The 25,352-nt window shown below is 65.3% G+C and carries 28 protein-coding genes; 8 read left to right on the top strand and 20 right to left on the bottom strand.

Translation table 11 applies throughout. The annotated features are described in order from the left end of the window. The first annotated feature begins 24 nt into the window (after nucleotides 1-24). The 5 genes from MKK82_RS00635 (at nucleotide 25) to MKK82_RS00615 (ending at nucleotide 2,598) form a co-directional block, all read left to right on the top strand. Complete coding sequence (locus MKK82_RS00635) at nucleotides 25-489, top strand: YidB family protein (protein ID WP_243984280.1); 465 nt, start codon at nucleotides 25-27, stop codon at nucleotides 487-489. 114 nt (nucleotides 490-603) lie between these two features. Further along, nucleotides 604-798, top strand: a complete 195-nt coding sequence (locus MKK82_RS00630) for a hypothetical protein (RefSeq protein ID WP_243984278.1) — start codon at nucleotides 604-606, stop codon at nucleotides 796-798. A 60-nt stretch (nucleotides 799-858) separates the two neighbouring features. Next, nucleotides 859-1,089, top strand: coding sequence for a CsbD family protein (locus tag MKK82_RS00625; RefSeq protein WP_243984276.1), 231 nt, complete (start codon nucleotides 859-861; stop codon nucleotides 1,087-1,089). Between the two features lie 180 nt (nucleotides 1,090-1,269). Then, on the top strand, nucleotides 1,270-1,578 hold the full coding sequence (locus tag MKK82_RS00620; protein WP_243984274.1) for a DUF3618 domain-containing protein: 309 nt from the start codon (nucleotides 1,270-1,272) through the stop codon (nucleotides 1,576-1,578). 129 nt (nucleotides 1,579-1,707) lie between these two features. After that, nucleotides 1,708-2,598, top strand: a complete 891-nt coding sequence (locus MKK82_RS00615; RefSeq protein ID WP_243984273.1) for a hypothetical protein — start codon at nucleotides 1,708-1,710, stop codon at nucleotides 2,596-2,598. Between the two features lie 356 nt (nucleotides 2,599-2,954). Here MKK82_RS00615 and MKK82_RS00610 read toward each other — a convergent pair whose 3' ends face one another. Beyond that, a complete protein-coding gene (locus MKK82_RS00610; RefSeq protein WP_243984271.1) occupies nucleotides 2,955-3,902 on the bottom strand; it encodes an IS110 family transposase in 948 nt (315 codons plus the stop codon). A gap of 138 nt (nucleotides 3,903-4,040) precedes the next feature. Between MKK82_RS00610 and MKK82_RS00605 the strand changes: the two genes are divergently transcribed. Next, a complete protein-coding gene (locus MKK82_RS00605) occupies nucleotides 4,041-5,030 on the top strand; it encodes an IS481 family transposase (protein ID WP_243984294.1) in 990 nt (329 codons plus the stop codon). Between the two features lie 451 nt (nucleotides 5,031-5,481). Here the strand turns inward: MKK82_RS00605 and MKK82_RS00600 are convergent, their stop codons facing one another. From MKK82_RS00600 to MKK82_RS00510, 19 genes are all read right to left on the bottom strand, one after another. After that, nucleotides 5,482-6,345: an HpcH/HpaI aldolase/citrate lyase family protein gene (locus tag MKK82_RS00600; protein ID WP_243984269.1), complete on the bottom strand. Its 864-nt coding sequence runs from the start codon at nucleotides 6,343-6,345 to the stop codon at nucleotides 5,482-5,484. 87 nt (nucleotides 6,346-6,432) lie between these two features. Further along, nucleotides 6,433-7,383, bottom strand: a complete 951-nt coding sequence (locus tag MKK82_RS00595) for an electron transfer flavoprotein subunit alpha/FixB family protein (protein WP_243984268.1) — start codon at nucleotides 7,381-7,383, stop codon at nucleotides 6,433-6,435. Nucleotides 7,384-7,452: 69 nt separating this feature from the next. Next, nucleotides 7,453-8,202, bottom strand: coding sequence for an electron transfer flavoprotein subunit beta/FixA family protein (locus MKK82_RS00590; protein WP_243984266.1), 750 nt, complete (start codon nucleotides 8,200-8,202; stop codon nucleotides 7,453-7,455). 26 nt (nucleotides 8,203-8,228) lie between these two features. Beyond that, nucleotides 8,229-8,918, bottom strand: coding sequence for an alpha/beta fold hydrolase (locus tag MKK82_RS00585; RefSeq protein ID WP_243984264.1), 690 nt, complete (start codon nucleotides 8,916-8,918; stop codon nucleotides 8,229-8,231). Then, a complete protein-coding gene (locus MKK82_RS00580; protein ID WP_243984263.1) occupies nucleotides 8,915-9,784 on the bottom strand; it encodes a MaoC family dehydratase N-terminal domain-containing protein in 870 nt (289 codons plus the stop codon). The genes MKK82_RS00585 and MKK82_RS00580 overlap by 4 nt, the downstream gene beginning before the upstream one ends. Beyond that, nucleotides 9,781-10,896 carry a CaiB/BaiF CoA transferase family protein gene (locus MKK82_RS00575; protein ID WP_243984261.1) on the bottom strand — a complete coding sequence of 372 codons (1,116 nt, stop codon included), beginning with the start codon at nucleotides 10,894-10,896 and terminating at the stop codon, nucleotides 9,781-9,783. The genes MKK82_RS00580 and MKK82_RS00575 overlap by 4 nt, the downstream gene beginning before the upstream one ends. Continuing rightward, complete coding sequence (locus MKK82_RS00570; RefSeq protein WP_243984259.1) at nucleotides 10,896-12,059, bottom strand: acyl-CoA dehydrogenase family protein; 1,164 nt, start codon at nucleotides 12,057-12,059, stop codon at nucleotides 10,896-10,898. Before MKK82_RS00570 ends, MKK82_RS00575 begins: the two co-directional genes overlap by 1 nt. A 44-nt stretch (nucleotides 12,060-12,103) precedes the next feature. Then, entirely contained in the window at nucleotides 12,104-13,588 is a 1,485-nt protein-coding gene (locus MKK82_RS00565; RefSeq protein WP_243984257.1) for an aldehyde dehydrogenase, read from the bottom strand. A gap of 79 nt (nucleotides 13,589-13,667) precedes the next feature. Continuing rightward, nucleotides 13,668-14,264 (bottom strand): thiamine pyrophosphate-dependent enzyme, encoded by a 597-nt coding sequence (locus MKK82_RS00560; RefSeq protein ID WP_243984255.1) that lies wholly within the window; start codon nucleotides 14,262-14,264, stop codon nucleotides 13,668-13,670. Continuing rightward, nucleotides 14,252-14,794 (bottom strand): thiamine pyrophosphate-binding protein, encoded by a 543-nt coding sequence (locus tag MKK82_RS00555; protein ID WP_243984253.1) that lies wholly within the window; start codon nucleotides 14,792-14,794, stop codon nucleotides 14,252-14,254. Before MKK82_RS00555 ends, MKK82_RS00560 begins: the two co-directional genes overlap by 13 nt. A gap of 99 nt (nucleotides 14,795-14,893) precedes the next feature. Next, nucleotides 14,894-16,288 carry an MFS family transporter gene (locus MKK82_RS00550; RefSeq protein ID WP_243984252.1) on the bottom strand — a complete coding sequence of 465 codons (1,395 nt, stop codon included), beginning with the start codon at nucleotides 16,286-16,288 and terminating at the stop codon, nucleotides 14,894-14,896. A 373-nt stretch (nucleotides 16,289-16,661) separates the two neighbouring features. Next, nucleotides 16,662-17,102: a PaaI family thioesterase gene (locus tag MKK82_RS00545; RefSeq protein WP_243984250.1), complete on the bottom strand. Its 441-nt coding sequence runs from the start codon at nucleotides 17,100-17,102 to the stop codon at nucleotides 16,662-16,664. Nucleotides 17,103-17,244: 142 nt separating this feature from the next. After that, nucleotides 17,245-18,210: a LysR substrate-binding domain-containing protein gene (locus MKK82_RS00540; protein WP_243984248.1), complete on the bottom strand. Its 966-nt coding sequence runs from the start codon at nucleotides 18,208-18,210 to the stop codon at nucleotides 17,245-17,247. Between the two features lie 237 nt (nucleotides 18,211-18,447). Further along, nucleotides 18,448-18,789, bottom strand: coding sequence for a gamma-glutamylcyclotransferase (locus MKK82_RS00535; RefSeq protein ID WP_243984246.1), 342 nt, complete (start codon nucleotides 18,787-18,789; stop codon nucleotides 18,448-18,450). Between the two features lie 10 nt (nucleotides 18,790-18,799). Then, nucleotides 18,800-19,426, bottom strand: coding sequence for a LysE family translocator (locus tag MKK82_RS00530; RefSeq protein ID WP_243984244.1), 627 nt, complete (start codon nucleotides 19,424-19,426; stop codon nucleotides 18,800-18,802). Between the two features lie 150 nt (nucleotides 19,427-19,576). Then, a complete protein-coding gene (locus tag MKK82_RS00525) occupies nucleotides 19,577-20,734 on the bottom strand; it encodes a pyridoxal phosphate-dependent aminotransferase (protein WP_243984242.1) in 1,158 nt (385 codons plus the stop codon). Between the two features lie 61 nt (nucleotides 20,735-20,795). Further along, complete coding sequence (locus tag MKK82_RS00520; protein WP_243984241.1) at nucleotides 20,796-21,443, bottom strand: RraA family protein; 648 nt, start codon at nucleotides 21,441-21,443, stop codon at nucleotides 20,796-20,798. After that, the gene (locus MKK82_RS00515) at nucleotides 21,443-22,108 is read right to left on the bottom strand and encodes an RraA family protein (RefSeq protein ID WP_243984240.1); all 666 of its coding nucleotides are present in this window, start codon (nucleotides 22,106-22,108) and stop codon (nucleotides 21,443-21,445) included. Before MKK82_RS00515 ends, MKK82_RS00520 begins: the two co-directional genes overlap by 1 nt. Next, a complete protein-coding gene (locus MKK82_RS00510; protein WP_243984238.1) occupies nucleotides 22,108-22,773 on the bottom strand; it encodes an RraA family protein in 666 nt (221 codons plus the stop codon). The genes MKK82_RS00515 and MKK82_RS00510 overlap by 1 nt, the downstream gene beginning before the upstream one ends. Before the next feature lie 101 nt (nucleotides 22,774-22,874). Here MKK82_RS00510 and MKK82_RS00505 point away from each other — a divergent pair, with 101 nt between their 5' ends. Both MKK82_RS00505 and MKK82_RS00500 read left to right on the top strand, forming a co-directional pair. Next, on the top strand, nucleotides 22,875-23,777 hold the full coding sequence (locus tag MKK82_RS00505; protein ID WP_243984236.1) for a LysR substrate-binding domain-containing protein: 903 nt from the start codon (nucleotides 22,875-22,877) through the stop codon (nucleotides 23,775-23,777). 586 nt (nucleotides 23,778-24,363) lie between these two features. After that, a complete protein-coding gene (locus MKK82_RS00500) occupies nucleotides 24,364-24,963 on the top strand; it encodes a recombinase family protein (protein ID WP_243984235.1) in 600 nt (199 codons plus the stop codon). Nucleotides 24,964-25,352 lie beyond the last annotated feature (389 nt).

Here is a 25,352-nt window from a genome sequence, read left to right as displayed (position 1 = left end):
GCACATCCGAACGGGAGAACGATTATGAGTGACGGCTTCCCTTCCATGACCGCCCTGCTCGGCCTGCTCGCCGTAGCCGGGTTCCAGAATAAGGACAAGATCGCCGAGATGCTCGGCGGCAGTCATTCTTCCCCGGGGGTGGGATCCTCAACCGCGTCTGGCCAAGCCGGCCTTGGGGGCCTGCTCGGCAACATCGGCGGTACGCTCGGCGGAGCCGGCATCAGCAACGTGCTCGGCGGGGGGCTGGGTCAGTTGGTCGAGAGCTTCCGGCAGAACGGCCACGGCGCGGCCGCCGATTCCTGGGTGAACAACGGCCCCAACCACGAGATCGCCCCGCCCGAGCTGCGCCAGGCCATCGGGTCCGATGTCATGGACGCCCTTTCTCGGCAGACTGGGCTGTCGCACGACGAACTGCTTTCCAGGCTCTCCCGGACGCTTCCCTCGGCGGTGGACCGCTACACCCCCGACGGCAGGTTGCCCGCCCATTGAGGCTGCTGCACCTGAGGACATCCCGCACGCCGGACGGGAACGAACCCGTTCTCGGTCCTGCCGGTCGACACGACCGCAACGAGCACCGTGACGGTGCCATTCGAGGAACCCACCATGGCCAAGACCGCCCACGCCGAGGCCGCCAAACACCACGAGGCCGCCGCCAAGTCGCACAAGACCGCGGCCGAGCACCACGAGAAGGGTGACGAGACCGCTGCCGCCAAGCACTCGAAGGAGGCCCACGGCCACTCCGAGAAGGCGCACGAGAGCTCGACCAAGGCCCACGGCAAGAGCGCCGGGAAGAAATAGCTCGGTTTTAACCGCCGGACGTACGTGATGTGCGTCCGGCCCCCACCCAGGAGAAGAGCCATGGACGAGAACCGTATCACCGGCGCCGCGAAGGAACTGGGCGGCAAGGTTCAGGGCAAGGTCGGCGACGCGATTGGCGACCGCGAAACTAAGGGCAAGGGCAAGGTGACCGAGCTGAAGGGTTCGACCGAGAACCTCGTCGGACAGGCCAAGGATGCCGTGCGCGATGTGGCCGACCAAGCCAACGATCTCGCCAGTGAGGCGATCAAGAAGGGGCGCGAGCGCCCCTGAGGCCAAGCATGCCTATCGACAGGGTAGTGACGCGTTCAGCCAATATGCGAAAGCATCGCCGCTCATAGTTGTCGCGATGGCGGGCGCGCTCGGTTACCCTCTCGCACTGGTCATCCACGGCCGGAAGTGAAGCCCGCTTCCCTTGGGGATCACGCTGCTCGATGCGATCCGACGCCATCCATGACCGCTGTTGCCAGGGACCTCGAACGCGACGTCGAGGCGAGCCGGGCCCGGCTCGACGGAACCCTCGATCGACTGCAGGCGCGGTTGAACCCGTCCGCCATCGTCGAGGAGGTGGTCGGTACTGCACGCCGGAGCGAGGCCGGGGCCGCGTTCTACGATGGTGCCCTGCATGTGGTCCGACACAACCCACTCTCCGTCTTTCTGATCGCTGAAGGCGTGATGCTATTGTTGCGGCAGGTGACCAGACCATCCGCCGGTGTCTATCGTGCCGATCGCGATCCGGATGTCCGGATGCCGCTGCAGTAGTCCGTTCAGGCTTCCTTGGACGTGCCGAGGCGACGTTCGGCTGGGGCGGCCAGCACACCGAAGTGAGGCGCTCCCACGATTGGTATGTCGGATGAACACCTCGCCCGACCTCTCGACGGACTTGAGGGAATGAGCGCTGAAGGCATCCTCGTCGGCATCCATGGCTTGGAGAACAAGCCTCCGCTCGACGAGAAACGGCGTTGGTGGAGAGCCGCCATCGTCGAGGGACTGCAGCGGAACTGCGGACATGACGGCGGCGCTTTCCCGTTCGAGTTCGTGTACTGGGCGGACCTGCGCTACGATAAGCCGCTTCTCGGCGACGCCAACGATGAGCCCTACCAATCCGTCGGCGGCTCGGGGCCGTTCCCCCGCCATCGGCCGGACGCTGACGCGACTTTGAATGACGGCGTCGTCAGCAAAGTCTACCGCGGTTTGGCCGCGCTGCAGACGGCGACGGGGGCCACACCGGTCGACGACGCGATACTCGAACACCGCTTCGACGACCTGTGGCACTACCATTCCGAGACGCCGTTTGCCCGGCAGGTCCGGCGCAGGCTCATCGATGTCCTGGAGCAGCTCGCTGGGCGACGCGTGCTGCTGGCCGCGCACTCGATGGGCTCGATCATCGCCTATGACGCCCTGCGCATGCTCGAACGGGAGGCCCCGTCCGTGCAGGTCGAGCACCTCGTGACGCTGGGCTCTCCGCTCGGCTTGGCGGAGGTGAGGGCGAAGATCGCCGAGGAGAACGGGGCGGCGCGCGTCCCGAACAACGTCAACCGCTGGACGAACATGGCCGACAACCGCGACCTCGCCGCGGTGGCCGGCGAACTTGTGGAGGTCTTCGCACCCAATGACCGTGGCGTCGGCGTCGACGACATAGCGGTCGTGAACGCGTATCTGCGCCCGGACGGCTCAGCAAACCGCCATAAGTCATACGGTTATCTCCGCACGCCTGAATTCTCGGAAGTCGCGCTCGGCTTCACAGCGTGCTCGAACGCCAGGCTCGAACGCCAGGCTTGAGCCTGGCTAGGCCGTTGAGGTTTATAAATTTCTGAGAGCAGTGATGCCGTCATAGCGTTCCGATAGGACCTGCCCTTGTGGAACGGTCCGAGCTACGAACCATGATCGCTCCATCGGATGGCCACTGGCTTTTGGAACGTAAATTCACGAACGTCAGAGATCCGTGTGGAACTCGGCAGGACCACCGCGGGACAGCACGGTGAAGGACTGTTTGGTCATGGCAGCGGCAGCTTCCGTACCATTAGATGTTTGATCCCAGGGTTTGATGGTGCACTCTGCACGTTGGAGTGGAGGGACGCGCTATGGGCCAAGTTCTTCACGGCAGCGCCACAACGACGGAGCGGCTGTGTTGAAGATCAAGCCATGACCGATTGCCATGGCGTGCGGTTGCGGACGATGGCATTGAGCGTGACGAGGAGTTTTCGCATCACTGCCACGAGAGCAACCTTCCTCGGTCGGCCACGAAGCGTGAGTCGCTCGTAGAAGGGCCGGAACGGAGAGCCTCGGCGGATGGTGGTCAGCGCTGCCATGTACAGCACGCCCCGTACAGATGTTCGCCCACCCGCGATGGATCGCCGGCCGCGCATCAGGCCAGAATCGCGGTTGATCGGAGCGATGCCGACGAGAGCGGCAAGCTGGTAGCGTCCGATGGTGCCGAGTTCAGGCAGCTGAGCCAGAAGCGTGCGCGCGGTGACGTCGCCGACCCCGGGAACGGACTTGAGCAACGCCTCGGTCTCGCACCAGACCGGAGAGGCCTTGATGGCTTGACCAATGTCACCGTCGAGTTCCGAGAGCTCTCTCTCCAGGAAGGTGATGTGCCGATTGAGCCTCCGGATCAGCTGCTTGTCCACGGCTTGATCGCGGCGGTTGGTCTCCATGTTGATCATCCCGATGATCTGGCGGCGCCGGCTCACGAGCTCGGCGAAGTGGCTTCTCTCCGGTTCCGGCAGGGGCCTGGCAGGTGGTCTGATGCGTTCGGCGAAGAGGGCGATCACCTCAGCGTCGAGCGTGTCGGTCTTCGCCAACCGGCCCATGGCTCTGGCGAAGTCGCGGATCTGGCGTGGGTTCACGATGCAGAGCGGCAGTCCGGCCACTGCAAGCGCTGCAGCGACACTCGCCTCGAAGCCGCCCGTGGCTTCCAGGACGACAAGGGCAACTGGAAGGCTACCAAAGCGGCGCGCGAGAACCTCCAGCCCCTTGGTGTCCCGAGCGACATGGAAGGCCTCGTCCGAGGGTCTGAGGTGAACGTCGAGACGGTCCTTGGACACGTCGATGCCGACGAAGATGGTGCGTTGTTCGTCCATGACCCTACCTTGCAAATGCGGGCTCGGGCCCGAGCGGCTGTCCGGGTTTGGGACTGTCGGGGTGAGGGCCGCACCTTGCTCTGTCACGGGCTTACAAGCCCAAGGCGAACGCGGGCTGACCCTCACCATGTAGCCTCGCTGGCTTCGCGCCAGCGGGCAACTTCAAGATACAAGGCGGTCCGTCGAGCGATCCAGCATAGTCAAGCGAGCCTGAGGACGCTCTCGAAGCGCTACGGGATCAACCAGAAGACGGTTGCCAAGTGGCGGCAGCGGACCTCGGTCGCCGACCAGCGCACCGGTCCGAAGGATCCCCGTTCGACGGTGCTGTCACAGGAGGACGAGGCGGTCGTCGTCGCCTTTCGCCGTCATACGCTCCTGCCGCTCGACGACTGCCTCTACGCGCTCCAAGCCACGATCCCGCACCTGACCCGTTCGTCGCTACATCGGTGCCTGCAGCGCCACGGCATCAGCCGATTGCCCGAGGTCGACGGTGACAAGCCCAAGCGCTCACGCTTCAAGACCTACCCGCTCGGCTACTTCCACATCGATCTGGCCGAGGTTCACACAGCCGAAGGGCGGCTCTACCTGCTCGTTGCCATCGACCGCACGACCAAGTTCGCCTTCGTTGAGCTTCACGAGAAGGCCACGCGGCGGGTCGCGGGTGACTTCCTCCGCCATCTCGTCGAGGCCGTGCCCTACAAGGTGCACACTGTGCTCACCGACAACGGCACCCACTTCACGACACCCGGCAACGTTGCCTCGGCCGCTACCATCATCAAGGAGGCGATTGCAGCCGGCGAGACCTTCCGAGCCCACAGCTTCGAGTCCGCCTGCGCCCGAAACGATATTGACCATCGTCTGACTAAACCGCGCCACCCCTGGACGAACGGTCAGGTCGAGCGGATGAACCGCACGATCAAGGACGCGACGGTCAAGCGCTACCATTACAACAGCCACGGGCAACTCCATGCGCACTTGGCTGACTTCGTCAGCGCCTACAACTTCGCACGCCGTCTGAAGACCCTGCGTGGCCTCACGCCTTATGAGGCCATCTGCAAGGCATGGTCCGCCGAGCCCGGGCGCTTCAGGTCAAACCCGCTCCACCAAATGCCGGGACCAAACATCTAGCTCGTCACGTAAACCGCCCTCCAATTGTTGGTGGAAGCGTCCGCTTGCGGGAAACTGTGACAGCCCACTGAATGGCCGGGATGGGCGCGAAGGCGAAGGTCCGGTCCTGCGCAAAATGGCGATCCGGCGTGAGGTAGTATGGCCGAAAGCCGCCTGTCGGCTTTGCGGCCCGAGTTGTGGATAAGCGGACGTTTGGCGCAGACCAGTTCAACATTTTTGATCGCCGCCTTGCAGACATCGACATCGGAGCAGGAGCTAGCCAGCTCCAGGCCGCTAAGCAGATCTAAATATCTTCCATTACAACAGTGGTATTCTCGGTTGCGCTGGCCGGAATCCTGAGCGGCGCAGGGCTTTCAGTCGACGGTGTCTTTCGGACCGTCAGCCGTGAACGCCGCGGCACGACCTTCCTTCCACATTTTGGGGCGCGGACCTGTGATGCAGCGCTGTTCCATCAGGCGTCAGAAGCCGCTTCAAGAATCCGCTCGGCCAGCCGTAGGTGAGGCCTGTCAATCATTTTGCCTTCTAGGACCAGCACCCCAGCGTTTGGGCTCTCCTTGAACAGGCGGCACACGGACTCGGCCCATATCACGCGTTCCGGTGGGGGCACGAAGGCCTCTCTGACGACGCTTAATTGATCCGGATGGATGCAGAGCTTGCCGACGAAACCGTCGCGAACCGCCGCCTCGGTCTCTCTCTGCAGTCCGGCAGGATCACGTGGATCGGGCCACGGCGTATCTATTGCGGAAACCTGGGCCTGGGCTGCAGCTACAAGCAGAGCGGCGCGAGCCGCCGAAACCGGTGCTGTGAGAGTTCCCTCTGCCGACCGCGGCGATATCCCGAAGTCGGCAGCGAGATCTTCGGCCCCGAATAGCAGCGCCTGGAGCCTCCGCGTGATGCCTGCATACGACATGTCTGCAAGCGATGCTGCCGTCTCAGTGACTAACGCCAGGATGCCCGTGGAACCAATCTGCCGACTGGAGGCAACCTCAAAGGCCTCCAGATGATGGTCGAGGGCGCGCAGGTCGTCCGGCCCGGTGCACTTCGGTAGCAGAATCGCACTCGGACCATGAGGAACCACGGCTGCGAGATCGTGGATGTACCAGGGCGTATCCCGCGGGTTGACGCGGACGACAAGCCGACTGCGCTCGCTTGCTCCCGTCAACTGATCGGCGGCGAGTGTACGCGCAGCCTCCTTGGCACTCGGCGCGACACTGTCTTCGAGATCGAGGATGACGACGTCGGCCGAAGATCCGAGCGCCTTTCCGACCTTCCGCTCGGAGTCGGCGGGGGCGAACAGCAGGGTGCGGAGCTTCATGATGGATCGGCCCCTCCAGGGCTCTGTAACAGAACGCCTAGGCGTCCTTCCAACGGGGGATGAACTTCGCTCTACCAAGTCGGCAGTTCAGCCCTTGGCCTTGGCAATCTCGGATTGCAGCTCGGGCACGACTTGGAAGAGGTCGCCGACGAGGCCGTAATCCGCCACCTGGAAGATCGGCGCGTCTTCGTCCTTGTTGATCGCCACGATGACCTTGGAATCCTTCATCCCGGCGAGATGCTGGATCGCCCCGGAGATGCCGACCGCGACGTAGAGGTCCGGCGCCACCACCTTGCCGGTCTGGCCCACCTGCCAGTCGTTCGGCGCGTAGCCCGCATCGACCGCGGCGCGCGAGGCGCCCACCGCCGCCCCGAGCGTGTCCGCCAGCGGCTCGATCAGCTCATGGAACTTCTCCGACGAGCCGAGCGAGCGTCCGCCCGACACGATGATCCGGGCCGAGGCCAGCTCCGGCCGGTCCGACTTGGCGATCTCCTCGCCCTTGAAGGTCGAGCCGCCGACCTCGGGCGCGGCCGCCGAGACGGCCTCCACGGGAGCGGTGGCGCCGGCCTCTTCCGCGGCCTTGAACGCCGCCGTGCGCACGGTGATCACGGTCTTGCCGCCGGGCGACTGCACGGTCTGGATGGCGTTGCCCGCGTAGATCGGCCGCTCGAACGTGTCGGGCGAGACCACCTTGATGATGTCGGAGACCTGCGCGACGTCGAGCAGGGCGGCCACCCGCGGCAGCACATTCTTGCCGGTCGTGGAGGCCGACGCGATGATCACGTCGTAGGGGCCGGCGATCGACGCGATCAGCGCCCCGACCGGCTCGGCGAGGTCGTGGTCGTAGGCGCCGTCCTCGGCGACCAGCACCTTCTCGACGCCGTCGAGCTTGGCCGCTGCCTCGGCCACGGCCTTGGCGCCGCTGCCGAGCACGAGGGCGTGGATCGGTGCGCCGATCTGCTTGGCGGCGGTGAGAGCTTTGAGCGTCCCGTCCTTGATCTGTCCGTTGCCGTGCTCGACGAAGAGGAGTGTCGTCATGGTCGTCCGAGAGCCTTCGAGTGGGGTGACGCGAGGCTTGACCGGCGGCCGGGAGCCCCGCGATGCGAATTAGATGACGCCGGCTTCGACCTTGAGCTTCTGAACGAGCTCGGCCGCGGAGCCGACCTTGACGCCCGCGGAGCGGCCCGGCGGCTCGGCGGTCTTCAGCACCGTGAGCTTCGGGGTCACGTCGACGCCGAGTGCCTCGGGCGCCAGCTCCTCGAGCGGCTTCTTCTTGGCCTTCATGATGTTCGGCAAGCTCGCGTAGCGCGGCTCGTTGAGGCGCAGGTCCGTGGTGACGATCGCCGGCAGCTTCAGGCTGACCGTCTGCAGGCCGCCATCGACCTCGCGGGTCACGTCCAGGCTGCCGTCGCCGGCCTCGATCTTGTAGGCGAAGGTGCCCTGCGGCCAGCCGAGCAGCGCGCCGAGCATCTGGCCGGTCTGGTTCGAGTCGTCGTCGATCGCCTGCTTGCCCAGGATGACCAGTTCCGGGCTCTCCTTCTCGACCACGGCCTTCAGGAGCTTGGCGACGGCGAGCGGCTCGCAGTTGACGTCGGTCTTCACCAGGATGGCGCGGTCGGCGCCCATGGCCAGCGCGGTGCGCAGCGTCTCCTGCGCCTGGTGCGGCCCGATCGAGACGGCCACGATCTCGGTGACCTTGCCCTTCTCCTTCAGGCGGATCGCCTCCTCGACGGCGATCTCGTCGAAGGGGTTCATCGACATCTTGACGTTAGCGAGCTCGACCCCGGAGCCGTCGGCTTTCACGCGGATCTTGACGTTGTAGTCCACCACCCGCTTGACGGGCACCAGCACCTTCATGGGGCTCTCCGAGAGTTTGTGTGAGATCAGGCGAGCAGCCAGTCGCGCAAGGCTTGCGCAACGGCTTCCGGCTGCTCGACCGGCGTCATGTGCCCAGCGCTTGACACGATCACGAGCTTGGCACCTGGGATTAGGGCTGCCATGGCGCGATGCTCGGCCAAGGGCGTGATCGCATCGGTCTCGCCGCACAGCACCAGCACCGGACAAGTCAGGGCGGCGAGGACGTCCGAGCCGTCCGTTCGTTCGATACCGTTCTGCCGCACGAAGACCTCGGGCCCTAGGCGCTCGGTCATCGCCCGGATCCGGGTGATGATGGCCTCGTCGGTCAGATGTACGGGGTCGAGATAGCTCGTGAGCAGGCGGTCGCCGAAGCCGTGAAAGCGACCAGGCGCCCTAGCGGCCCGGTCGAGGGCCCGGCGGTTCGCCACACGATCCGGGCTGTCTGGGCGGAAGGCGGTGTCGAGAAGCGCCAGCCGCGTCACCCGCTCGGGCGCGCGGCGCAGGATCTCCTGCGCGACGTAGCCTCCGAGCGAGAAACCGGCCAGGGCGAATCGCTGAGGCGCCTCGGCCAGCACTTGGTCGGCGATCGTCCCAAGATCATTGCCGCAAGTGATGTCGCCGACATGGGCTTGCGCGATGTCGTCGAGCGCGGCGATCTGATCGCGCCAGAGATCGGCGTCGTTGAGCAGGCCCGGCAGCAGTACCAACGGGATCATGCCGCGCCCCGGAGCGCTTCACCCCAGCCCGCCTCCGCACGCATGGCCGGAGCACCGCTTGGCCCGGCCGTCCAGAGCGCCAGCCCGTCGCCGGATTCGTCTGCGTTGAGCGTGAAGGGCCCGTCGTCGAAGAGCGGCGCACCGCTGCGAAAGCTGAAACGGTCAGGAGGAGCGCCGTGCAGGTCGGCGGCGAAGTTCATGAGCAGGACGGCCTGAAGCGGGCCATGCACCACAAGACCGGGATAGCGTTCGACCTTGATCGCGTAGCGGCGGTCGTAGTGGATGCGATGTGCGAAGAACAAAAGGGCGGAGTAGCGGAACAGCAGCGGCGCGCCCGGCTCGACCGCGCTTGTGTGGCAGCCGGGAGCTGTCGTGGGTGCGGATTTGCCCGGCGCGCCATCTTCGGCCCCGCGGTAGACGATGTCCTGGCGCTCGCTGATCGCCCTCTCGCCGTCGACCGAGAGCGCGTGCTCCACGGTGACGAAGCACAGCGGCCCGGTGCGCCCCTGCTTCAGGGAGACGTCTGCGATGGACGAGCGGCGCTCGACCGCGTCGCCAACGTGGATGTCGCGGTGGAAACGAACCGTGCTGCCCGCCCACATCCGACGTGGCAGCGGCACCGGCGGCAGGAAGCCCCCCCGCTGCGGATGCCCGTCTTCGGCAAGGGTCGCGGTCGGCACCGTCTGCGGCGAGAGGCAGTGGTGGATCAATCGCGGCGCGGGCTCGCCACGGCGCGGCGGGGAGCCTGGCCGGTCGAGCGTGGCGTGGAAGCGGGCAACGAGATCTTCGGTGACCTCGGCGAGGTGTGTTTCCTCGCGGCCGATCCAGCCGCGCAGATGGGCGAGGTCGGCATCTGGGGCGCTCATCGGCTCCCTCCCGTCGAGGCTCCCAAGGCGGGGACTGGGCCGTAGTGACGCTCATCGCCGCGAACGATCGCGGCGGGCGCCGGGAAGGCGACCGGACCGGAAGGCGTTTTAACACTGATCCGGCGCAGATGCGGATGGCCGGCTAGGGCGGCCATGTCGTTAACCGAGGCGAAGGCGACGTCGGCCTCCGTCAAACGGGCCACCGCCTCGTCCTCGCCGAGTTCCACGAAGACGCGGGCGACCAGCGCGTCGGTTTCAGACCTGTTCTTCGTTCGAGCGACGTTGGTGGCGAAGCGCGGATCCGTAGCCGCGCCGGCGTCGCGCAGGAACACGGTGCAGAATTTCTTCCACTCCCGGTCGCTCTGGATGGAGATCAGGATCGGCTTGGTCTCTCGCGTCGCGAACACGCCGTACGGCGCGATAGAGGGGTGCGCGAGGCCGATGCGCTTTGGCGCCCGGCCGCCCTCCTGGTGCAGCAGCGGCACGGCGAGCCAATCGGCCATGACGTCGAACATCGAAACCCGGATGTCGGCACCCCGGCCATTGATGCCGCGTGCAATTAGCGCCTCTAGGATCGCCGCGTGCGCCGTTGCGCCGGTGGCGATGTCCACGAGCGAGATGCCGACGCGGGCCGGTGCCTCAGGACCGCCGGTGATCGAGGACAGGCCGGACTCCGCCTGGATCAGGAGGTCATAGGCCTTGCGGTTGGCGAGGGGGCCGGTCTCCCCGTATCCGCTGATCGAACAGGCGATCATGCGAGGATACTCTCGGCAGAGATCCTCGACGCCGAAGCCCAGCCGATCCAGGGCACCAGGCTTGAGATTCTGTATCAGCACGTCGGCTTGCGCGACGAGCGTGCGGAGTTCGTCTTTGCCGGCATCGGTCGCGAGGTCGATTACGACCGAATGCTTTCCGCGATTGAGCCAAACGAAGTAGCTGCTCTGTTTACCCGGAGCGACGTCATCGTAGCCGCGGGCGAAGTCGCCCTCCGGCCGCTCGACCTTGTTCACCCGGGCGCCCGCGTCGGCGAGGCGGGAGGAGCAGAAGGGTGCGGCCACCGCCTGCTCGATGGCGACGACGGTCAGACCGTCGAGGGGAAGACGGCCGGCCATCAGAACGACCTCGGCAGGCCGAGGATGTGCTCGGCGACGTAGGAGAGGATCAAGTTCGTGGAGATCGGCGCCACCTGATAGAGGCGCGTCTCGCGGAACTTCCGCTCGACATCGTACTCGGCGGCGAAGCCGAAGCCCCCGTGGAACTGGATGCAGGCGTTGGCCGCCTCCCAGCTCGCCTTAGCGGCGAGGTACTTGGCCATATTGGCTTGGGCGCCGCAGGGCTGGCCCGCGTCGTAGCGCCGGCAGGCCTCGTAGCGCATCAGGTTGGCCGCTTCGACCTCAATGAAGCTCTCGGCGATCGGGAACTGCACGCCCTGGTTCTGGCCGATCGGCCGGCCGAACACCGTCCGCTCCTTCACGTAGGCGCTCACCTTGTCGATGAACCAATAGCCGTCGCCGATGCACTCGGCCGCGATCAGGGCCCGCTCGGCGTTGAGGCCGGTCAGGATGTACTTGAAGCCCTGCCCCTCCTCGCCGATCAGGTTTTCGGCCGGGATCTCGAGATCGTCGAAGAACAGTTCGTTGGTCTCGTGATTGACCATGTTGAGGATTGGACGAACGCTCATGCCTTTCTTCTGGGCCTCATGAAGATCCACCAAGAAGATGGACAGACCCTCGGACTTCTTCTTCACCTGATCGAGCGGTGTGGTGCGGGCCAAGAGTATCATCAGGTCGGAGTGCTGGATCCGCGAGATCCAGACTTTCTGGCCGTTGATCACCCAGCGGTCGCCCTTGCGGATGGCCGTGGTCTTGATCTTTGTGGTGTCGGTACCTGCGGTGGGCTCAGTCACACCCATCGACTGCAGGCGCAGTTCCCCGGCCGCGATCTTCGGCAGGTAGTGCCGGCGCTGCTCCTCGGAGCCGTGACGCACCAGGGTGTTCATGTTGTACATCTGCCCGTGGCAGGCGCCGGAGTTGCCGCCCGAGCGGTTGATCTCCTCCATGATCACGGAGGCTTCCGTCAGGCCGAGGCTCGATCCGCCGTACTCTTCGGGGATCAGTGCCGCCATCCATCCGGCCTTGGTCAGCGCGTCCACGAAGGCTTCCGGATACCCGCGGGCCTCATCGACCTTGCGATGGTACTCGGCCGGGAACTCGGCGCAGAGCGCGCGAACGGCGTCGCGGATGTCCTGATGCTGCCCCTCGTCAATCGTCTGCATCGCTCTCTCCCTGTCTTCGTTGTGCTTGTTCGGTCGTTGGTGCTTCAGCGCATGACGAAGGGGTTCGGCACGTCCTCGGCGAGATTGATCCAGACGCTCTTCGTCTGGAGGTATTCCTCGATCGCCGACTGGCCGTTCTCGCGGCCGATGCCGCTGCGCTTGTAGCCGCCGAAGGGGGCCATCACGCTGACCGCCCGGTAGGTATTGACCCAAACCGTGCCCGCCCGGATCCGGTCAGGAAGGCGGAGCGCACGGCGGATATTCGTGGTCCAGATGCCAGCGGCGAGCCCGTAGAGGCTGTCGTTCGCAATCTCGACGGCGTGATCCTCGTCCTCGAAGGGGATGATCGAGAGCACGGGACCGAACACCTCCTCCTGCGCGATGCGCATGGAGTTCGAGACCTCTCCGAAGATTGTGGGCTGCACGAACCAGCCCTGCGCCAGGTCCTGCGACTCCGGCTTGCCTCCGCCAAGCAGGCAGCGCGCGCCCTCATTGCGAGCAACGTCGATGTAGGACAGCACCTTCTCGCGCTGCGGCTGCGTCGTGATAGGACCGACCTGAGTGGCGATGTCCATCGGATTGCCGAGCTTGGCCTGAGAGGCGAAGTCGACGATGCGGCGCGAGACTTCCTCGTAGACCGAGCGCTGCACCAAGAGCCGCGAGCCGGCGATACAGGTCTGTCCCGAAGCCGCGAAGATGCCCGAGATCGCGCCCTTGACCGCGTGGTCGAGGTTGGCGTCGGCGAAGACGATATTAGGTGACTTGCCGCCTAGCTCCAGCGTGACGTGCTTGATGCCCTTGGCGGCCGCCCCGTAGACCGCGGCGCCCGTCGCGTCGCCGCCCGTGAAGGCCACTTTGGCGACATGACGGTGCTCGCAGAGCGTCGGTCCGACCTCGGCGCCGAAGCCCGTCACCGTGTTGACGACGCCATCGGGTAAACCTGCCTCCTTGACGAGGTCCATCAGGGCGAGTGTGGAGCAGGAGGTGAATTCGGAGGGCTTGATCACCACGGTGTTGCCCGCGGCCAGCGCCGGGGCGAGCTTCCAGGTGAGCAGCATCAGCGGCGAATTCCACGGCGTGATGCAGACGATGACGCCGAGCGGCTCGCGCTTTGTGTAGGTGAACAGGTCGGGCTTATCGAGCGGCAGTACGCCACCCTCGATCTTGTCCGCGAGCCCACCGTAATAGTGGAACCATTCGGGGATGTATCGGAGCTGGCCGAGCATCTCGGCGTAGAGCTTACCGTTGTCGCGCACCTCCAAGGCCGCGAGCTTCTCCGCATCGCGTGCTACAAGGTCGCCGAGGCGGCGCAGGAGTTTGCCACGGTTGGTGGCGGACATGGCCGGCCAAGGCCCCTTGATGAAGGCGGCATGGGCAGCCTCGACTGCAGCTTCCGCATCCTCCGGCCCACATCGGGGCAGCTCGGCCCAATCACGCCCGTCGAAGGGGTTGGCGGTGGTGAACCAGCGTCCGGTCGCGCTCTCGCACGAACGGCCTGCCACGGTGTTGCGGAAACGTTCGAGCGTCATCCTGCCTCTCCTTGTTCCTCCCGGAGCTTCTGAAGCCCGCGCGGCACGATCTGGGGCCGTGCCGCACGAGGCGTCGGGCTCAGATCGGCGCGTGGCCGAGTGCCGCTCGGAAGCGGTTCTTGATGTAGACTCCGTCCCGCGGCGGCAGGACGCGAGGCAGGTTCTCGGCCACCACCTTGATGGTCGCGAGCGTCGGACCTCTGCGGGCGCAGAGGCTGGTGCGCAGGTCTTCGACTTGGCCCATCTCACGGATCTCCGAAGTCCAGGCGAAGCCGCAGCTCTCCGCAACCCGGTCGAGGTTGATGCCCCGCCCTGCGTGGCTCACCTGCATGCCGGTCTCGCCGAAGTGCCCATTGTCGAGCACCGCGACGGTGAGGTTCGGGGGCGCTTGGACCGCGATCGTCGCGAGCGCGCCGAGACCCATCAACATCTCGCCGTCGCCGGTGATGACGAGCACGGAATGGTTCGGCTTCGCCTTGGCGAGGCCGAGGCCGACCATCGCGGCCGAGCCCATGGCAGCCCAGAGATAGTAGTTGTTGTCGTGGTCACCCGCCGCCATCACGTCGTAGGAGGCCGAGCCGAGGCCGGTGACGACGAGGAGGTCCTTGCGGCCGTCGAGCAGCCGCGCGACGACCTTGCGGCGGTCAAGGGCGCCGCCCGCGTTCACTTCACCCATTTCTTTTCTCCGATCAGCCGTTGTCCGAGAAGCAGAGCGCAGGCGGAATCGCCGTTAAAGGCCATGGTGGCAGCGCCGTGCAGGAGAGGCGCAACTTCCTTCGGATCGTCCGCGCGCCAGGTCATCACTCCCATCAGCTTGAGCGAGGCCTCGGTCGCCTGGCCCATCGGGTTCTGCCAGGCGTTGAACTCGGCCCAGTCGCCACGCATGGTCACGACCATCAGGAGCGGAAAGCGAGCGCAGACCTGCAGCGCCAGGGTATTGATGCAGTTGCCGACGCCACTCGACTGCAGCAGCAGGGCGCCCTTCTCGCCGCCGAGCCACGCGCCGGCGAGATAGCCGATGCCTTCCTCCTCGGTGGTCAGCACCACCGAGTGTATCTCGTCGTCGGCTTCGGTAAGGCGGATCGCGGTCGTATGGCCCGCATCCGGCACGTAGACGACATGCTTCACATCGTGTTCGCGGAGAACGCGAAACACGTCGCTCTGCCAGTCGTGACCTCCTTCGATACTGTGATTTGTTGTCGCCACTGGGTCCTCCGATCTAACGAAGATTTGTTGGGAATCTTGTACAGGGCCGACTGTGCTCGACCCAATATCCGTTTGCTAAATGAGAGATGCCGGACCGTTCTAGCTTTGGGCGGCGTTTCGGGCTTTCAGAGCCTGGCCGCGAGCGGTACGGAATCCAGCCCGAGCTTCGATCTCGCCGTCGCCTTCGAGGTAGCCATGCCGATCGAGATGCGGCAGCGCAATCGAGGCGAGCAGCACCATGCAGTTGATGAAGGCGACGTAGAAGAAGAAGTATTGTTCAACGCTCGCCGTCCGGAGCGACAGCGCGACGTACTCGGCCGTTCCACCGAACATCGCGTTGGCAACTGCGTAGGGTAATCCGACACCCAGTGCACGGACCTCGGCTGGGAAGAGCTCAGCTTTCACGAGGCCCGCGATCGGTGTGTAGAAGGACGCGATCAGGAGACCTGCCAGCACAAGGAAGAAAGCGACCAGCGGACTACGGGTAGTCTGGATCGAGAGCAGGATCGGAACGACCAGCACGACGGCGCAGGTCGAGTAGAGCAGCATGCTGCGCTTGATGCCGATCTTGTCTGAGAGCAGGCCGAAGACCGGCTGGGCGAGCATGTAGCAAACCAAAGCCGAAGTCATGATGAAGCTGACAGTGGTGGCGCTGAAGCCCGCTGACAGGACGAGGAACTTCTGCATGTAGGTGGTGAAAGTGTAGAAGTAGAGCGAGCCGCCCATGGTGATCGCCAGCACCAGCAGCACCGCCCTCTTGTGGCTCATCAGCCCCTTGATCGAGCCTGCCTCCTTGCGATGCATGCTCTTGGCAGTCGCGGTCTCATGCATAGAACGGCGAAGAACCGAGACCACGACGGCACCGAGCGCGCCGATTACGAACGGGATGCGCCAGCCCCAGGCCTTGAGGTCCTCTGCGGCCAGCAGCTGCTGCAGGACGGTTACCGTCAGGAGCGCGAGAAGCTGTCCTGCAATGATCGTGAAGTACTGGAAGGACCCGTAGAAGGCACGTCGGCCCGGTCCAGCGACCTCGGCGAGATAGGTTGCCCCCGTCCCATACTCGGCGCCGACGGACAGGCCTTGCACGAGACGCGCTAGAATGAGGAGCGCCGGTGCGGCGAACCCAATTGTGCCATAGGTCGGAAGGCAGGCGACCAGCAGCGACCCGGCGCACATCATGGCGACCGAGATGATCATCGAGATCTTCCGGCCCTTGGTGTCAGCGATGTAGCCGAAAAGCCAGCCCCCGAGCGGGCGCATGAAGAACCCGACGGCGAAGACGGCCGCGGTCGCGAGGAGCTGGGTCGTCTGGTCGCCGGCCGGAAAAAAAGCGGACGCGAAGTAGATCGATGTGTAGGCGTAGACGAAAAAGTCGTACCATTCGACAAGATTGCCAGCACAGGCGCCGGCGATCGAAGCGATCCGACTCCGCTGCGTCTGTTTCTCCGCTTCGCTCAGATCTGTCGTGTCGCCGATGATGGCGCCCTCAGCCATGATGACCTCCCTGGATTGGCCGTGACGGCTCTCGTGCGCTGTCGCCGAGGCTCTTGATGTTGAGGCGCGCGCCGACGTAGGCGCCGCACAGCGGTGCGGCGCTTGAGATGCGAGCCTAAAGATTTGATCCGACGACGCGATTGAAGCCATTCAGGCCATCGCGCAGTCCTGCTCATCCTCGGAGAGCTCGACTGCCCTCAGAAGCCACGGACGACAAAATGATAAATGTTCGACCGGCTCGTCCGCTGCCCGCAGCCTGGACTTGGCGTTCTCTAAGCTGCGCGTTTATTGATGGACAGCGATCAATCTACCGGAATTTTCTTGCTGAACGAAGAGGGCGGCGCATCTAGCAGATATGCCGAATTTCTATCATTCAGGGGCTTGTGAGGCTTCGGTCACTCTGGTGCGCGGGCTCGTCCTCAAGGCGAGCCACGGGTTTGAGAAGACCGGTTGCCGTCGCGACCAGCTCACCCGTCTCGGCCGTGATCGAAGCCTCGCAAAACAGGACGGAGCGTCCGGCCCGGACCACGAAGCCCTCGACCGTGAGGATTCCGCGGCCGGGTGCCAGGAAGCGTGACTGCAGGTCGAGGGTCAGCACTGGGCGCTGCGCCTCAAGGCGGGCGGCCGTGCCCATGGCGATGTCGAGGAGTGTGCAGATGATGCCGCCATGCGCGATACCGAGATTGTTGGTGTGCTCGGGTCCTAGGTGCAGCCGCAGGCGCGTGCGCCCCTCCACGACGCCGAGCTCCTCAATCCCGCAATGGTCCGCGAATGGGATCGTTGCACCGAAGATCGTCCGCTCCGACTCCGGCATAAGGCTGTGTTCCCCAGGTCTGATCGTCGTGGAACAGAGCTGGGCGGCGGCACCGCGAGCTAGCACTCCACTGCCGGGTACATTAGCACTGACGAGCGCCTCATGGTAAAGAGAGTTATTGAATAGCTGGTAGACCTGCACGTTATGGGGATGGTTCCGAGCGGGCTTGTTCCTTTAGGTCTTTCTCTGGTTCAAGTACTTGCCCGACCCAGATGCCGCGTCTTGCAAGATCCATTGCGATCTCCACGATCGTCTGACCGACGAAGCGCGCGGCGAGGCTCACCGGGCGGTCGGCAGCGTAGGCGACAACGAGTTCACGTGTAGGTGCAGGATCCGTCAGCCGCGAGGCGGAGAGATCGCCCGCCTCCACCATCGTGTAGATCGGAGCTAGTGGCAGGACCGTTGCGCCGATGCCGGTTCGCACGAGGTTGATCAAGGTCTGAAAGGAATCGGCCTCGATCACGGTGTGGATGCGGATGCCAGCACGCCTGGCGCAATCGTCCACGATGTCCCGAAGCATGTGCCCGGGACTCGGGAGCACGAGTTCCTCTTCGGCGAGCCGCGAGAATGGGACGGTTTCTCCGAGTCGGCGTTGTCCCGCGGTGATGAGGAGCAAGCTTTCCAGCATGATCGGGACGATGCGCACGGTATGCGAGCGGTTCGGGTTGTAGGAGACCGCGACGTCGATCTGGCCCCGCTGCAGCCAGTCCAGAATGTGCCCGCTATAGGCCGATGACAGCCGCAGCGAGAGGTTCGGGTGGTCTTGCCTGAGGCGGGTCGCAAGCGGGACGGTGACAATCTCGGCGACGGTCGGCGTTGTTCCGATCGAAAGCGAGCCGCGGAAGGAGGTCTGGCCGGCCGCGACCGTATCACGGATCGCATCCATCTCGGCCATGATCCGGACGGCGTGGGCGAGAACCTCACGGCCAACATCGGTGATGACCATGCCGCGGCCGTGGCGCTCGAACAGGTAAGCCCCGAGCTCCTGCTCCAAGAGGCGAATCTGACGGCTCAGAGCCGGCTGCGCGATGTTCAGCCGGTCGGCTGCCTTGCTCACGCTCCCGAGTTCGGCAATGTGGGCCAGCGTCCTGAGCTGCGAGATATCCATAGGCCCGGTGTGATCCCTGGCCGGAGGGGATGGACCGACCAATCCTTCCGAGGCAGCATGCTAGGCTTCATGCAACAGGGAAAGGCGGCAGGGCAGCCGATCTCACGGATCTCTTACCTAGATACCTTGTTGACGGCCGCCTGGCTCAGATATCCTTGGCCTCGCGCAGGGCGGCGATGCGGGTTTGGTCGAAGCCGAGTTCGGCCAGAATGCTGGCACTGTTGGCCCTCAGCCCTGCTACGGACGGAACTCTGCCGGTTGCACCAGGACGTAAATCCAGGCGTCGGTCATACCTTCACACGTTTCGACCCCCGTGAGGACGCGCCGATAGCCGTCACCTTCGAAAGCGTCTAGACGCGGCCAGTGTGCCGTCAGGTCTGGCGAAGCGAAGAGGTCGACAGCGACAGCTCCGCCACGGGCGTCGAGGATTAGGCCGGGGTAGCCCAGGCCAGCGCCCCAACCGGCCTGGACGAGCGTGCCCCGAACAACGCCCTTGGTCCAGTGCCCTGCCAAACTCGCAAGTTGGTTGTGGTTGAGGCGACCGGGACCCAGGCTGCCGTAGGTGGCTAGGCGGATCATCACGACTCCCTCAAGCCTCCGATACAAGCTTGACTGAGAAAGCAGCCAAAAGGCCACCCATCGTCAATCGTTGAGCCAGAAGCCAGGACGGACGCTTTGCCAAGTCAGCGGCGAGCGCGCCTGCTGTGCTTGCGATGATCACGCCCACGGACACATTCAGGGCGATATGGATCATGCCGAGCACCAGCGTCTGAGACAGAACGCTGCCGTGACCGGGTACGACGAACTGAGGAAGAAGCGCCAAGTAAAGCAGCGCAGCCTTCGGGTTGAGGATGGTCGTCACCAAGCCCATGACGAAGACACGCTCCTGGCCGAGCCCAGACCGCTGGCTGCCCTGAAAAAGCGAGCGGCCGCCCGGACGGACGGCCTGCCAGGCGAGGAACAGCAGATAGGTCGCTCCCGCGAGCCGCAGGGCGTCGTAGGCCAGGGGTATGGCCATCAGCAGCGCCGTGATGCCGAAGGCCGCGCAAGACATGTAGACGAGGAAGCCCAGCGCGCTACCGCCGAGGGAAACGATGCCGGCTGCACGCCCATGGGCGATGGAGCGTGAAATCAGGTAGATCATGTTCGGGCCGGGCGTGACCGCGAGGCCGAGGATGATCACGAGATAGGCGGTAAGGGTCGATGCGTCGGGCATCCGAGGCGATCCTTGATCCTGTGCCAAAGGCATCCTGGGGAAGCCAAGCCTCCGGTTCGGACCGATAGGTCGCATATCGTGGGTGATCGGTGAATTCCGAAGGCAGGAACACCACGATATGGAAAACCTATCATGGCGTTGCGGGCCACTTCAGGCGCCCTCGGTCAAGGACCCGCAGAAGGCCTGGATGGTTCGGCAGGCCTTCAAAAGGGAGGCATCGTCCAGCGCGTAGGCGATGCGGATGTACGGGCCTAGGCCGAAAGCGCTGCCGTGCACCACGCCGACGCCACCCTCGTTGAGCAGCGCGATGGCGACGTCCTCATCGGTCTCCAGCCGCGTGCCAGCGGCCGTCACCTTCCCGATCAGGCCCTCGCAGGACGCGAAGGCGTAGAAGGCCCCGCCCGGGACAGCGCAACTGAGACCTCGCGCCTCGTTCAGCATCCGGACCATCAGGTCGCGCCGCCCCTCGAACACGCCGCGGCTGCGGGCGATGAAATCCTGCGGTCCGGTGAGGGCGGCCACTGCCGCGTGCTGCGAGACCGAGCTCGCGCCCGACGTCTGCTGCCCCTGCAGCTTCTCCATCGCGTCGAGGAGCCACCGCGGCCCCGTGCCGAAGCCGATGCGCCAGCCGGTCATGGCGTAAGCCTTCGACACGCCGTTCATGGTCAGGGTGCGAGGGGCGAGGCGCGGCTCGACCTGGGCCAGGGTGTGGAAGGACGCACCGTCGAAGATCAGGTGCTCGTAGATGTCGTCCGAGAGCACCAGGACGTGCGGGTTGGCAAGCAGCACCTCGGCGAGCGCGAGCAGCTCGTCGCGGGTGTAGACTGCCCCGGTCGGGTTCGAGGGCGAGTTGAGGATCAGCCAGCGGGTCCGCGGGGTGATGGCCGCCGCGAGCGCCTCCGGCGTCAGCTTGAAGCCGGTCCCAACCCCGCACGGCACGGTGACCACCCTGGCGCCGCTGAGCGCCACGATCTCGGGACAGCTCACCCAGTAGGGCGCCGGCACGATGACCTCGTCGCCCTCGTTCAGCGTGGCGGCCAGCGCGTTGAAGATGACATGCTTGCCGCCGCTGCAAACGATCGTGTCCTGCCACTCGACGGCGAGGCCGTTCTCGTTCCGGAACTTCGCGGCCACCGCCTCTCGCAGCGCCTGCATACCGGCGACCTGCGTGTAGCGGGTGTGCCCGGCGCGGATCGCCGCGACGCCGGCATCACGCACGTGCTCGGGTGTGTCGGAGTCGGGCTCGCCCGCGGAGAGCGAGATCACTGTCGCGCCGGAAGCACGACGGGCCGCGACCCGGTCCATCATGCAGTAGGTCGCCGAGGGCTGGCGGCGGCGAGGTGGCGGTTTAGCCGCTGGACGTCGCCGGTCATGCCCGCGTCCTCCACTCGGCCAAGCCCATCAGCTCCAGGGTTGTGGCGCCCTGCGCGAGCTTCTCCATCATCGCGGCTTCCTTGGCCGCGCGGGCCTCGCCGGCGACCAGCACCCGCTCCGCCTCGCTCGCGGGGATGATCACCACGCCGTCGTCGTCGGCGACTACGAGGTCGCCGAGCGCCACCGGCACCCCGGTGATGCGTTGCGGCTTGCCAACCGAGGGCGCGCTCGCCTTGATCGTGCCGCGCACCGAGATGCCGCGGGCGAAGACCGGGAAGCGGCGGGCAGCCAGCGCGGCGATGTCGCGGGCGCCGCCGTCGATGACGAGACCGACGATGCCGGCGGCCTCGGCCGCGACCGTCAGCACCTCACCCCAGTAGCCGGCCACGAAGTCGCCGGTGGAGACGACGAGGACGCTACCGCGCGGGGCCCGCTCCAGGCCGATGTGGATCGCGAGGTTGTCGCCGGGCGAGCAGGTCAGCGGGTAGGCGGGAGCCGCGATGCCCGCCCCGGGCCAGACCGGCCGGACCAGTGGGTCGACCGAGCAAGGCAGGCCAGATGCCTCGTAGAGGGTTGAGCTGCCGAGGGCGCGGGCCCGGGCGGCGAAGTCCGCTGGGAGTGTGGGGAAGGCTGGATCGGACATCACGCCTTCCTCGTCTGCAGGGTGTGGTAGCCGAGCGCTTCGCGCGCCGCCTTCAGGCTCTTGCCGCTCTCGATCTCGCGGCGGATCTGGTTTTCAACGCCCTCGATCTCGCGGGCGAGTTCGGCCACTTCGCGGGCGCGGTCCCGCGGCACCACGAGGACGCCGTTGGCGTCGGCCACGACGATGTCGCGCGGGCTGACGCGGGCCTGGCCCACCGAGACGGTGACGTTCACCGCCTCGACCTGCACCCGGTCCTTGCCGGTCCGCATGAAGCGGCCGCGGCTGAACATCGGGTAGCCGTCGCCGAGCGCCTTGGCGACGTCGCGGCAGACGCCGTCGATGACGGTGCCGGCGAAGCGGCGCGCGCCGGCGTACTGGGTCATGATATCGCCCCAGACCGTGCAGTCGGTGCGGCCGTCGTTGTCGATGACGATGAAGTCGCCCTCGGCCACGTCGTCGATGAAGTCGCCGACCGTGCCGGGTGGGGTGGTGGCCGAGACGTACTTCACCGTGAAGGCCGGCCCGACGACCGTCTTCGCGTAGTTGTCGAGAGGCGCGATGCCGAAGCACTGGCCTGGCAGGCCGAGCTTGTCCATGGCGTCGGAGACGCCGGGCGTATCGAGCCCCTCGAAGAGCTTCACCAGATCCTGATCCGTCTCGGACATCACGCCTTCTCCACCTTGATCGCCTCGAACTGCTTGTCGTGCATGACCTCCTCTACCGAGCGGCCGGCGCGGACCGCCTCGACCATGCCGTCCTGGCGGCGTGCGATGCGCTCGGCGAGGTCTAGGACTTCTTCGATCCTGGGCGCGGGCACGAAGACGGTGCCGCAGCGGTCGGCGATGACGTAGTCGCCCTCGCGCACGGTCACGCCGGCCATGCTGACGGGCTCGCCGGAGGCGACCTGCACCACCCGGTTGCGGGCGCTGATCATGGTCACGCCGCGGCCGTAGACCGGGTAGCCGATGCTCTCGCTTCCCTCGATGTCCCGGCTCAGGCCGTCGATGACCGAGCCGCGGATGCCCTTCACCTTGGCGGCGTTCGCAAGGATGTCGCCCCAACAGGAGATGCCCTCGACGCCGCCGGCGATGACGAGCACCCGGTCGTCCGTCTCAAGTCGGGCGATGACCGGAGAGATCAGATGGACGGTGGGCGCGCTGCCCTGCTTGGGCCCGAGCTGGATGGTGCTAGCGCGGCCGACGACCTTCGGGCACTCCCACAGGGGACGCAGCCCGTAGGTAGCGCCGGGAAGCTCCAGGAAGTCGAGCGCGTCGGAGACTGTGTTGGTGTCCTGGGCGGCGAGCCGGTCGAGGTGGCTAGGGTCGCACATGGGGCCTCGCGACTGATGCGGTGGCCGCCACTTCCCATGCATAGGTCGATAGGTAAAATACGAAGACGGGAATGCTGTGATAGCCTGAGCAGATCCAAGCAATGATCAACTTCCGTCTGATCCGGCACCTGTGGCTGTTTTTGGCCGTGGCGGAGGAGAGGCATTTCGGGCGCGCTGCCAAGCGGCTCGGCATGTCGCAGCCGCCGCTGACCGAGCAGATCCAGGCCCTTGAACAGGGACTCGGCGTCAGGCTGCTCGACCGCGACCGCCGAGGGGTGCGGCTCACGCCGGCCGGCGCCGCCATCTTGCCCGCCATCCGTAAGTTCGCGGAGCAACTGGAACGCCTAGAACTCGCCGTCCGAGAGGCCATCGACGGACAGACCGGCACCTTAACGGTCGGGGCCATCAACTCGGCGATGCTGGAGGACCTGCCGCCGCTCGTGAACAAGCTGCGGGAGGCCTATCCGAACCTAACGGTGGCGGTGAAGGAGATCGACAGCGTCGAGGCGGTGCCGCTCTTGGAGACCGGCGACCTCGACATCGCCTTCGCGCGACTGGAGGGGGAACTCGGCCCGACGATCCGGTCCCTGCCCGTCACCCAGGACCGCCTCGCGGTGGCGTTGCCCGGGGATCACCGCCTGACCGCGTTGGACGAGATCCCGCTGGCCGACTTGGCGCACGAAGACTTCGCCATGTTCTCGCGCCGGCTGAGCCCGGTCTATTTCGACCACGTGGTGGCGGCTTGCGCCGCCCAGGGCTTCTCGCCACGCATCCTGCACGAGGTTCGCTCGGTCACCTCGCAGATTGCGTTTGTCGGCTGTGGTCAGGGCATCGCGCTGGTGCCGTCGCGCCTCGACCGACTGGCTCCGCCCAGCGTTATCTTCCGCCCTCTGAAGGAGCGGGTGGACATCGTTGCGGCCGCCCTGGTCTGGTCGGTGGCGCACCACAATCCTATGGTCGAGGCAGTCGTATCCCTGGTTGAAAGACCGCCTGAACCGGCGTGAAGGTCCTCTTCCCAGCACCAAGCTAACCACCGGTTCGAATGAGTTGAAGAGCCGGTGTTGGCGCATTTGAGACTAGTGAGCCAATCTGTGCCGATGTCCGCTTCGGAGACGTCGGCAATGGCCGCAGAATGACCGAGATGGGCGCAAAGCCGAAGGTCTGCTTCTGGGCGTCGACCCAACTTCCGCTGTCCATGCCGAGCCGAAGTTGCCGGATGGCTGACGAACGTCCGCTTCGGGGGAAAGCCGACAGCGCTTCCGGCGGCTGGGTTTGATCGGATCCAGAATGTCCGCTTCGAGATAACTAAGTCTCAACGCCCGCATCGAACACCGCAGGACAGCTCACTCTCGATTGCACCCCGGTTCAAAACCCGCCGAACGCTGCGCTTTTGGGCTTCACAGCCGAGCGATCAGGACCCAGGCTTTGATCAGCAAACTCTTTCAAACCTCCATTCAATCTCCCTTGCTGGGGGCAGCCCCCTCTGAGAGCAGCAGCGATGACGGCCAGCGGCAGGTTCGTGAGCTACCTTCGGGTCAGCACGATGCGACATGGCATTTCGGGTTTGGGCTTTGAGGCTAGCGCGCCACGGTGGCTACGTTTCTGAACGGCGGCTCGTGGGAGATCGTCGCCGAGTTCGTAGAGGTGAAGAGCGGCAAGAACGCCGACCGGCCCGAGTTGGCCCGTGCGCTGACCCACTGCCGCATCACAGGCAGTGCCCTCATCGTCGCGAACGTGAGCCGGTTGACCAGATCGGTCAGCTCCCTGTCGCGGCTCCTTGAAGCCGGCGTGGAGGTGCGGTTTTGTGACCTCCCGCAGATCGAAGGCCCGACCGGCCGGTTCCTCCTGACCCAGATGGTTGCGGTCGCGGAGCTGGAGGCCGGCTTGATCGGGGAGCAGACCCGCAAGGCCCTGGCCGCCGCGAAGGCCGGCGGCAAGAAGCTCGGCACCCCGGCCAACCTGACGAACCAGGATGCAGGCCGAGCCGCCAGTCGGGCTCGGCGCACCCGGATCGCGGATCGCCATGCCCAGGATATCGCCCCGATCATCCGGGAGATGCAGGCCCAGGGGCTCAGCCTGAACGCCTGTGCCCGCGCACTCACGGAGAAGGGCATCTCCAGGCCTACCGGTAAGGCGAAGTGGGCCAGTCAAACGGTGATCAACCTTCTAGCCCGTGTCCCGGAGCCCTAGGCACCCCCTGGAGTCCAGAAGTTTATGCGCAGAGCTGGGTCGATGCATGGTGCGCGGGCTTGATGAACAGCTATGCAGTATTATGTGATTGTAATCACGGATCAATTGATGCTATAACGACAACACTATGCTCAGAACGCCGATCTTAGTAAATCAAAGTTGGAGATTGAAATGACTGATGACGATGAGCTCCCGGATTACGCTAATATGACGGGGGAAGAACTTTTTGCATTTGTTCCTCCGGGCTGTGATCGGCCCCCACAAGGTGGTCCAAGAGTAAAGTTAGTGCATGGTTGGCCGCTCTGCCACGGGTAGCTTGGCCGGCGGAGCTGGTCGGGCGAGTGCAGCTGGCCAAGCGGAGAAGGCTGGCATGAAGACCTCCGGTGCCG

It is taken from the genome of Methylobacterium sp. E-046 (assembly GCF_022829625.1).
Taxonomy (GTDB): Bacteria; Pseudomonadota; Alphaproteobacteria; order Rhizobiales; family Beijerinckiaceae; genus Methylobacterium; species Methylobacterium longum.
This window is presented reverse-complemented; position numbering and strand designations above follow the sequence as displayed.

Coding starts and splice junctions, on each gene's coding strand:
- MKK82_RS00635 (WP_243984280.1), top strand. CDS start 25: ATGAGTGACGGCTTCCCTTCCATGACCGCCCTGCTCGGCCTGCTCGCC.
- MKK82_RS00630 (WP_243984278.1), top strand. CDS start 604: ATGGCCAAGACCGCCCACGCCGAGGCCGCCAAACACCACGAGGCCGCC.
- MKK82_RS00625 (WP_243984276.1), top strand. CDS start 859: ATGGACGAGAACCGTATCACCGGCGCCGCGAAGGAACTGGGCGGCAAG.
- MKK82_RS00620 (WP_243984274.1), top strand. CDS start 1,270: ATGACCGCTGTTGCCAGGGACCTCGAACGCGACGTCGAGGCGAGCCGG.
- MKK82_RS00615 (WP_243984273.1), top strand. CDS start 1,708: ATGAGCGCTGAAGGCATCCTCGTCGGCATCCATGGCTTGGAGAACAAG.
- MKK82_RS00610 (WP_243984271.1), bottom strand. CDS start 3,902: ATGGACGAACAACGCACCATCTTCGTCGGCATCGACGTGTCCAAGGAC.
- MKK82_RS00600 (WP_243984269.1), bottom strand. CDS start 6,345: ATGAAGCTCCGCACCCTGCTGTTCGCCCCCGCCGACTCCGAGCGGAAG.
- MKK82_RS00595 (WP_243984268.1), bottom strand. CDS start 7,383: ATGACGACACTCCTCTTCGTCGAGCACGGCAACGGACAGATCAAGGAC.
- MKK82_RS00590 (WP_243984266.1), bottom strand. CDS start 8,202: ATGAAGGTGCTGGTGCCCGTCAAGCGGGTGGTGGACTACAACGTCAAG.
- MKK82_RS00585 (WP_243984264.1), bottom strand. CDS start 8,918: ATGATCCCGTTGGTACTGCTGCCGGGCCTGCTCAACGACGCCGATCTC.
- MKK82_RS00580 (WP_243984263.1), bottom strand. CDS start 9,784: ATGAGCGCCCCAGATGCCGACCTCGCCCATCTGCGCGGCTGGATCGGC.
- MKK82_RS00575 (WP_243984261.1), bottom strand. CDS start 10,896: ATGGCCGGCCGTCTTCCCCTCGACGGTCTGACCGTCGTCGCCATCGAG.
- MKK82_RS00570 (WP_243984259.1), bottom strand. CDS start 12,059: ATGCAGACGATTGACGAGGGGCAGCATCAGGACATCCGCGACGCCGTT.
- MKK82_RS00565 (WP_243984257.1), bottom strand. CDS start 13,588: ATGACGCTCGAACGTTTCCGCAACACCGTGGCAGGCCGTTCGTGCGAG.
- MKK82_RS00560 (WP_243984255.1), bottom strand. CDS start 14,264: ATGGGTGAAGTGAACGCGGGCGGCGCCCTTGACCGCCGCAAGGTCGTC.
- MKK82_RS00550 (WP_243984252.1), bottom strand. CDS start 16,288: ATGGCTGAGGGCGCCATCATCGGCGACACGACAGATCTGAGCGAAGCG.
- MKK82_RS00545 (WP_243984250.1), bottom strand. CDS start 17,102: ATGCCGGAGTCGGAGCGGACGATCTTCGGTGCAACGATCCCATTCGCG.
- MKK82_RS00540 (WP_243984248.1), bottom strand. CDS start 18,210: ATGGATATCTCGCAGCTCAGGACGCTGGCCCACATTGCCGAACTCGGG.
- MKK82_RS00535 (WP_243984246.1), bottom strand. CDS start 18,789: ATGATCCGCCTAGCCACCTACGGCAGCCTGGGTCCCGGTCGCCTCAAC.
- MKK82_RS00530 (WP_243984244.1), bottom strand. CDS start 19,426: ATGCCCGACGCATCGACCCTTACCGCCTATCTCGTGATCATCCTCGGC.
- MKK82_RS00525 (WP_243984242.1), bottom strand. CDS start 20,734: ATGATGGACCGGGTCGCGGCCCGTCGTGCTTCCGGCGCGACAGTGATC.
- MKK82_RS00520 (WP_243984241.1), bottom strand. CDS start 21,443: ATGTCCGATCCAGCCTTCCCCACACTCCCAGCGGACTTCGCCGCCCGG.
- MKK82_RS00515 (WP_243984240.1), bottom strand. CDS start 22,108: ATGTCCGAGACGGATCAGGATCTGGTGAAGCTCTTCGAGGGGCTCGAT.
- MKK82_RS00510 (WP_243984238.1), bottom strand. CDS start 22,773: ATGTGCGACCCTAGCCACCTCGACCGGCTCGCCGCCCAGGACACCAAC.
- MKK82_RS00505 (WP_243984236.1), top strand. CDS start 22,875: ATGATCAACTTCCGTCTGATCCGGCACCTGTGGCTGTTTTTGGCCGTG.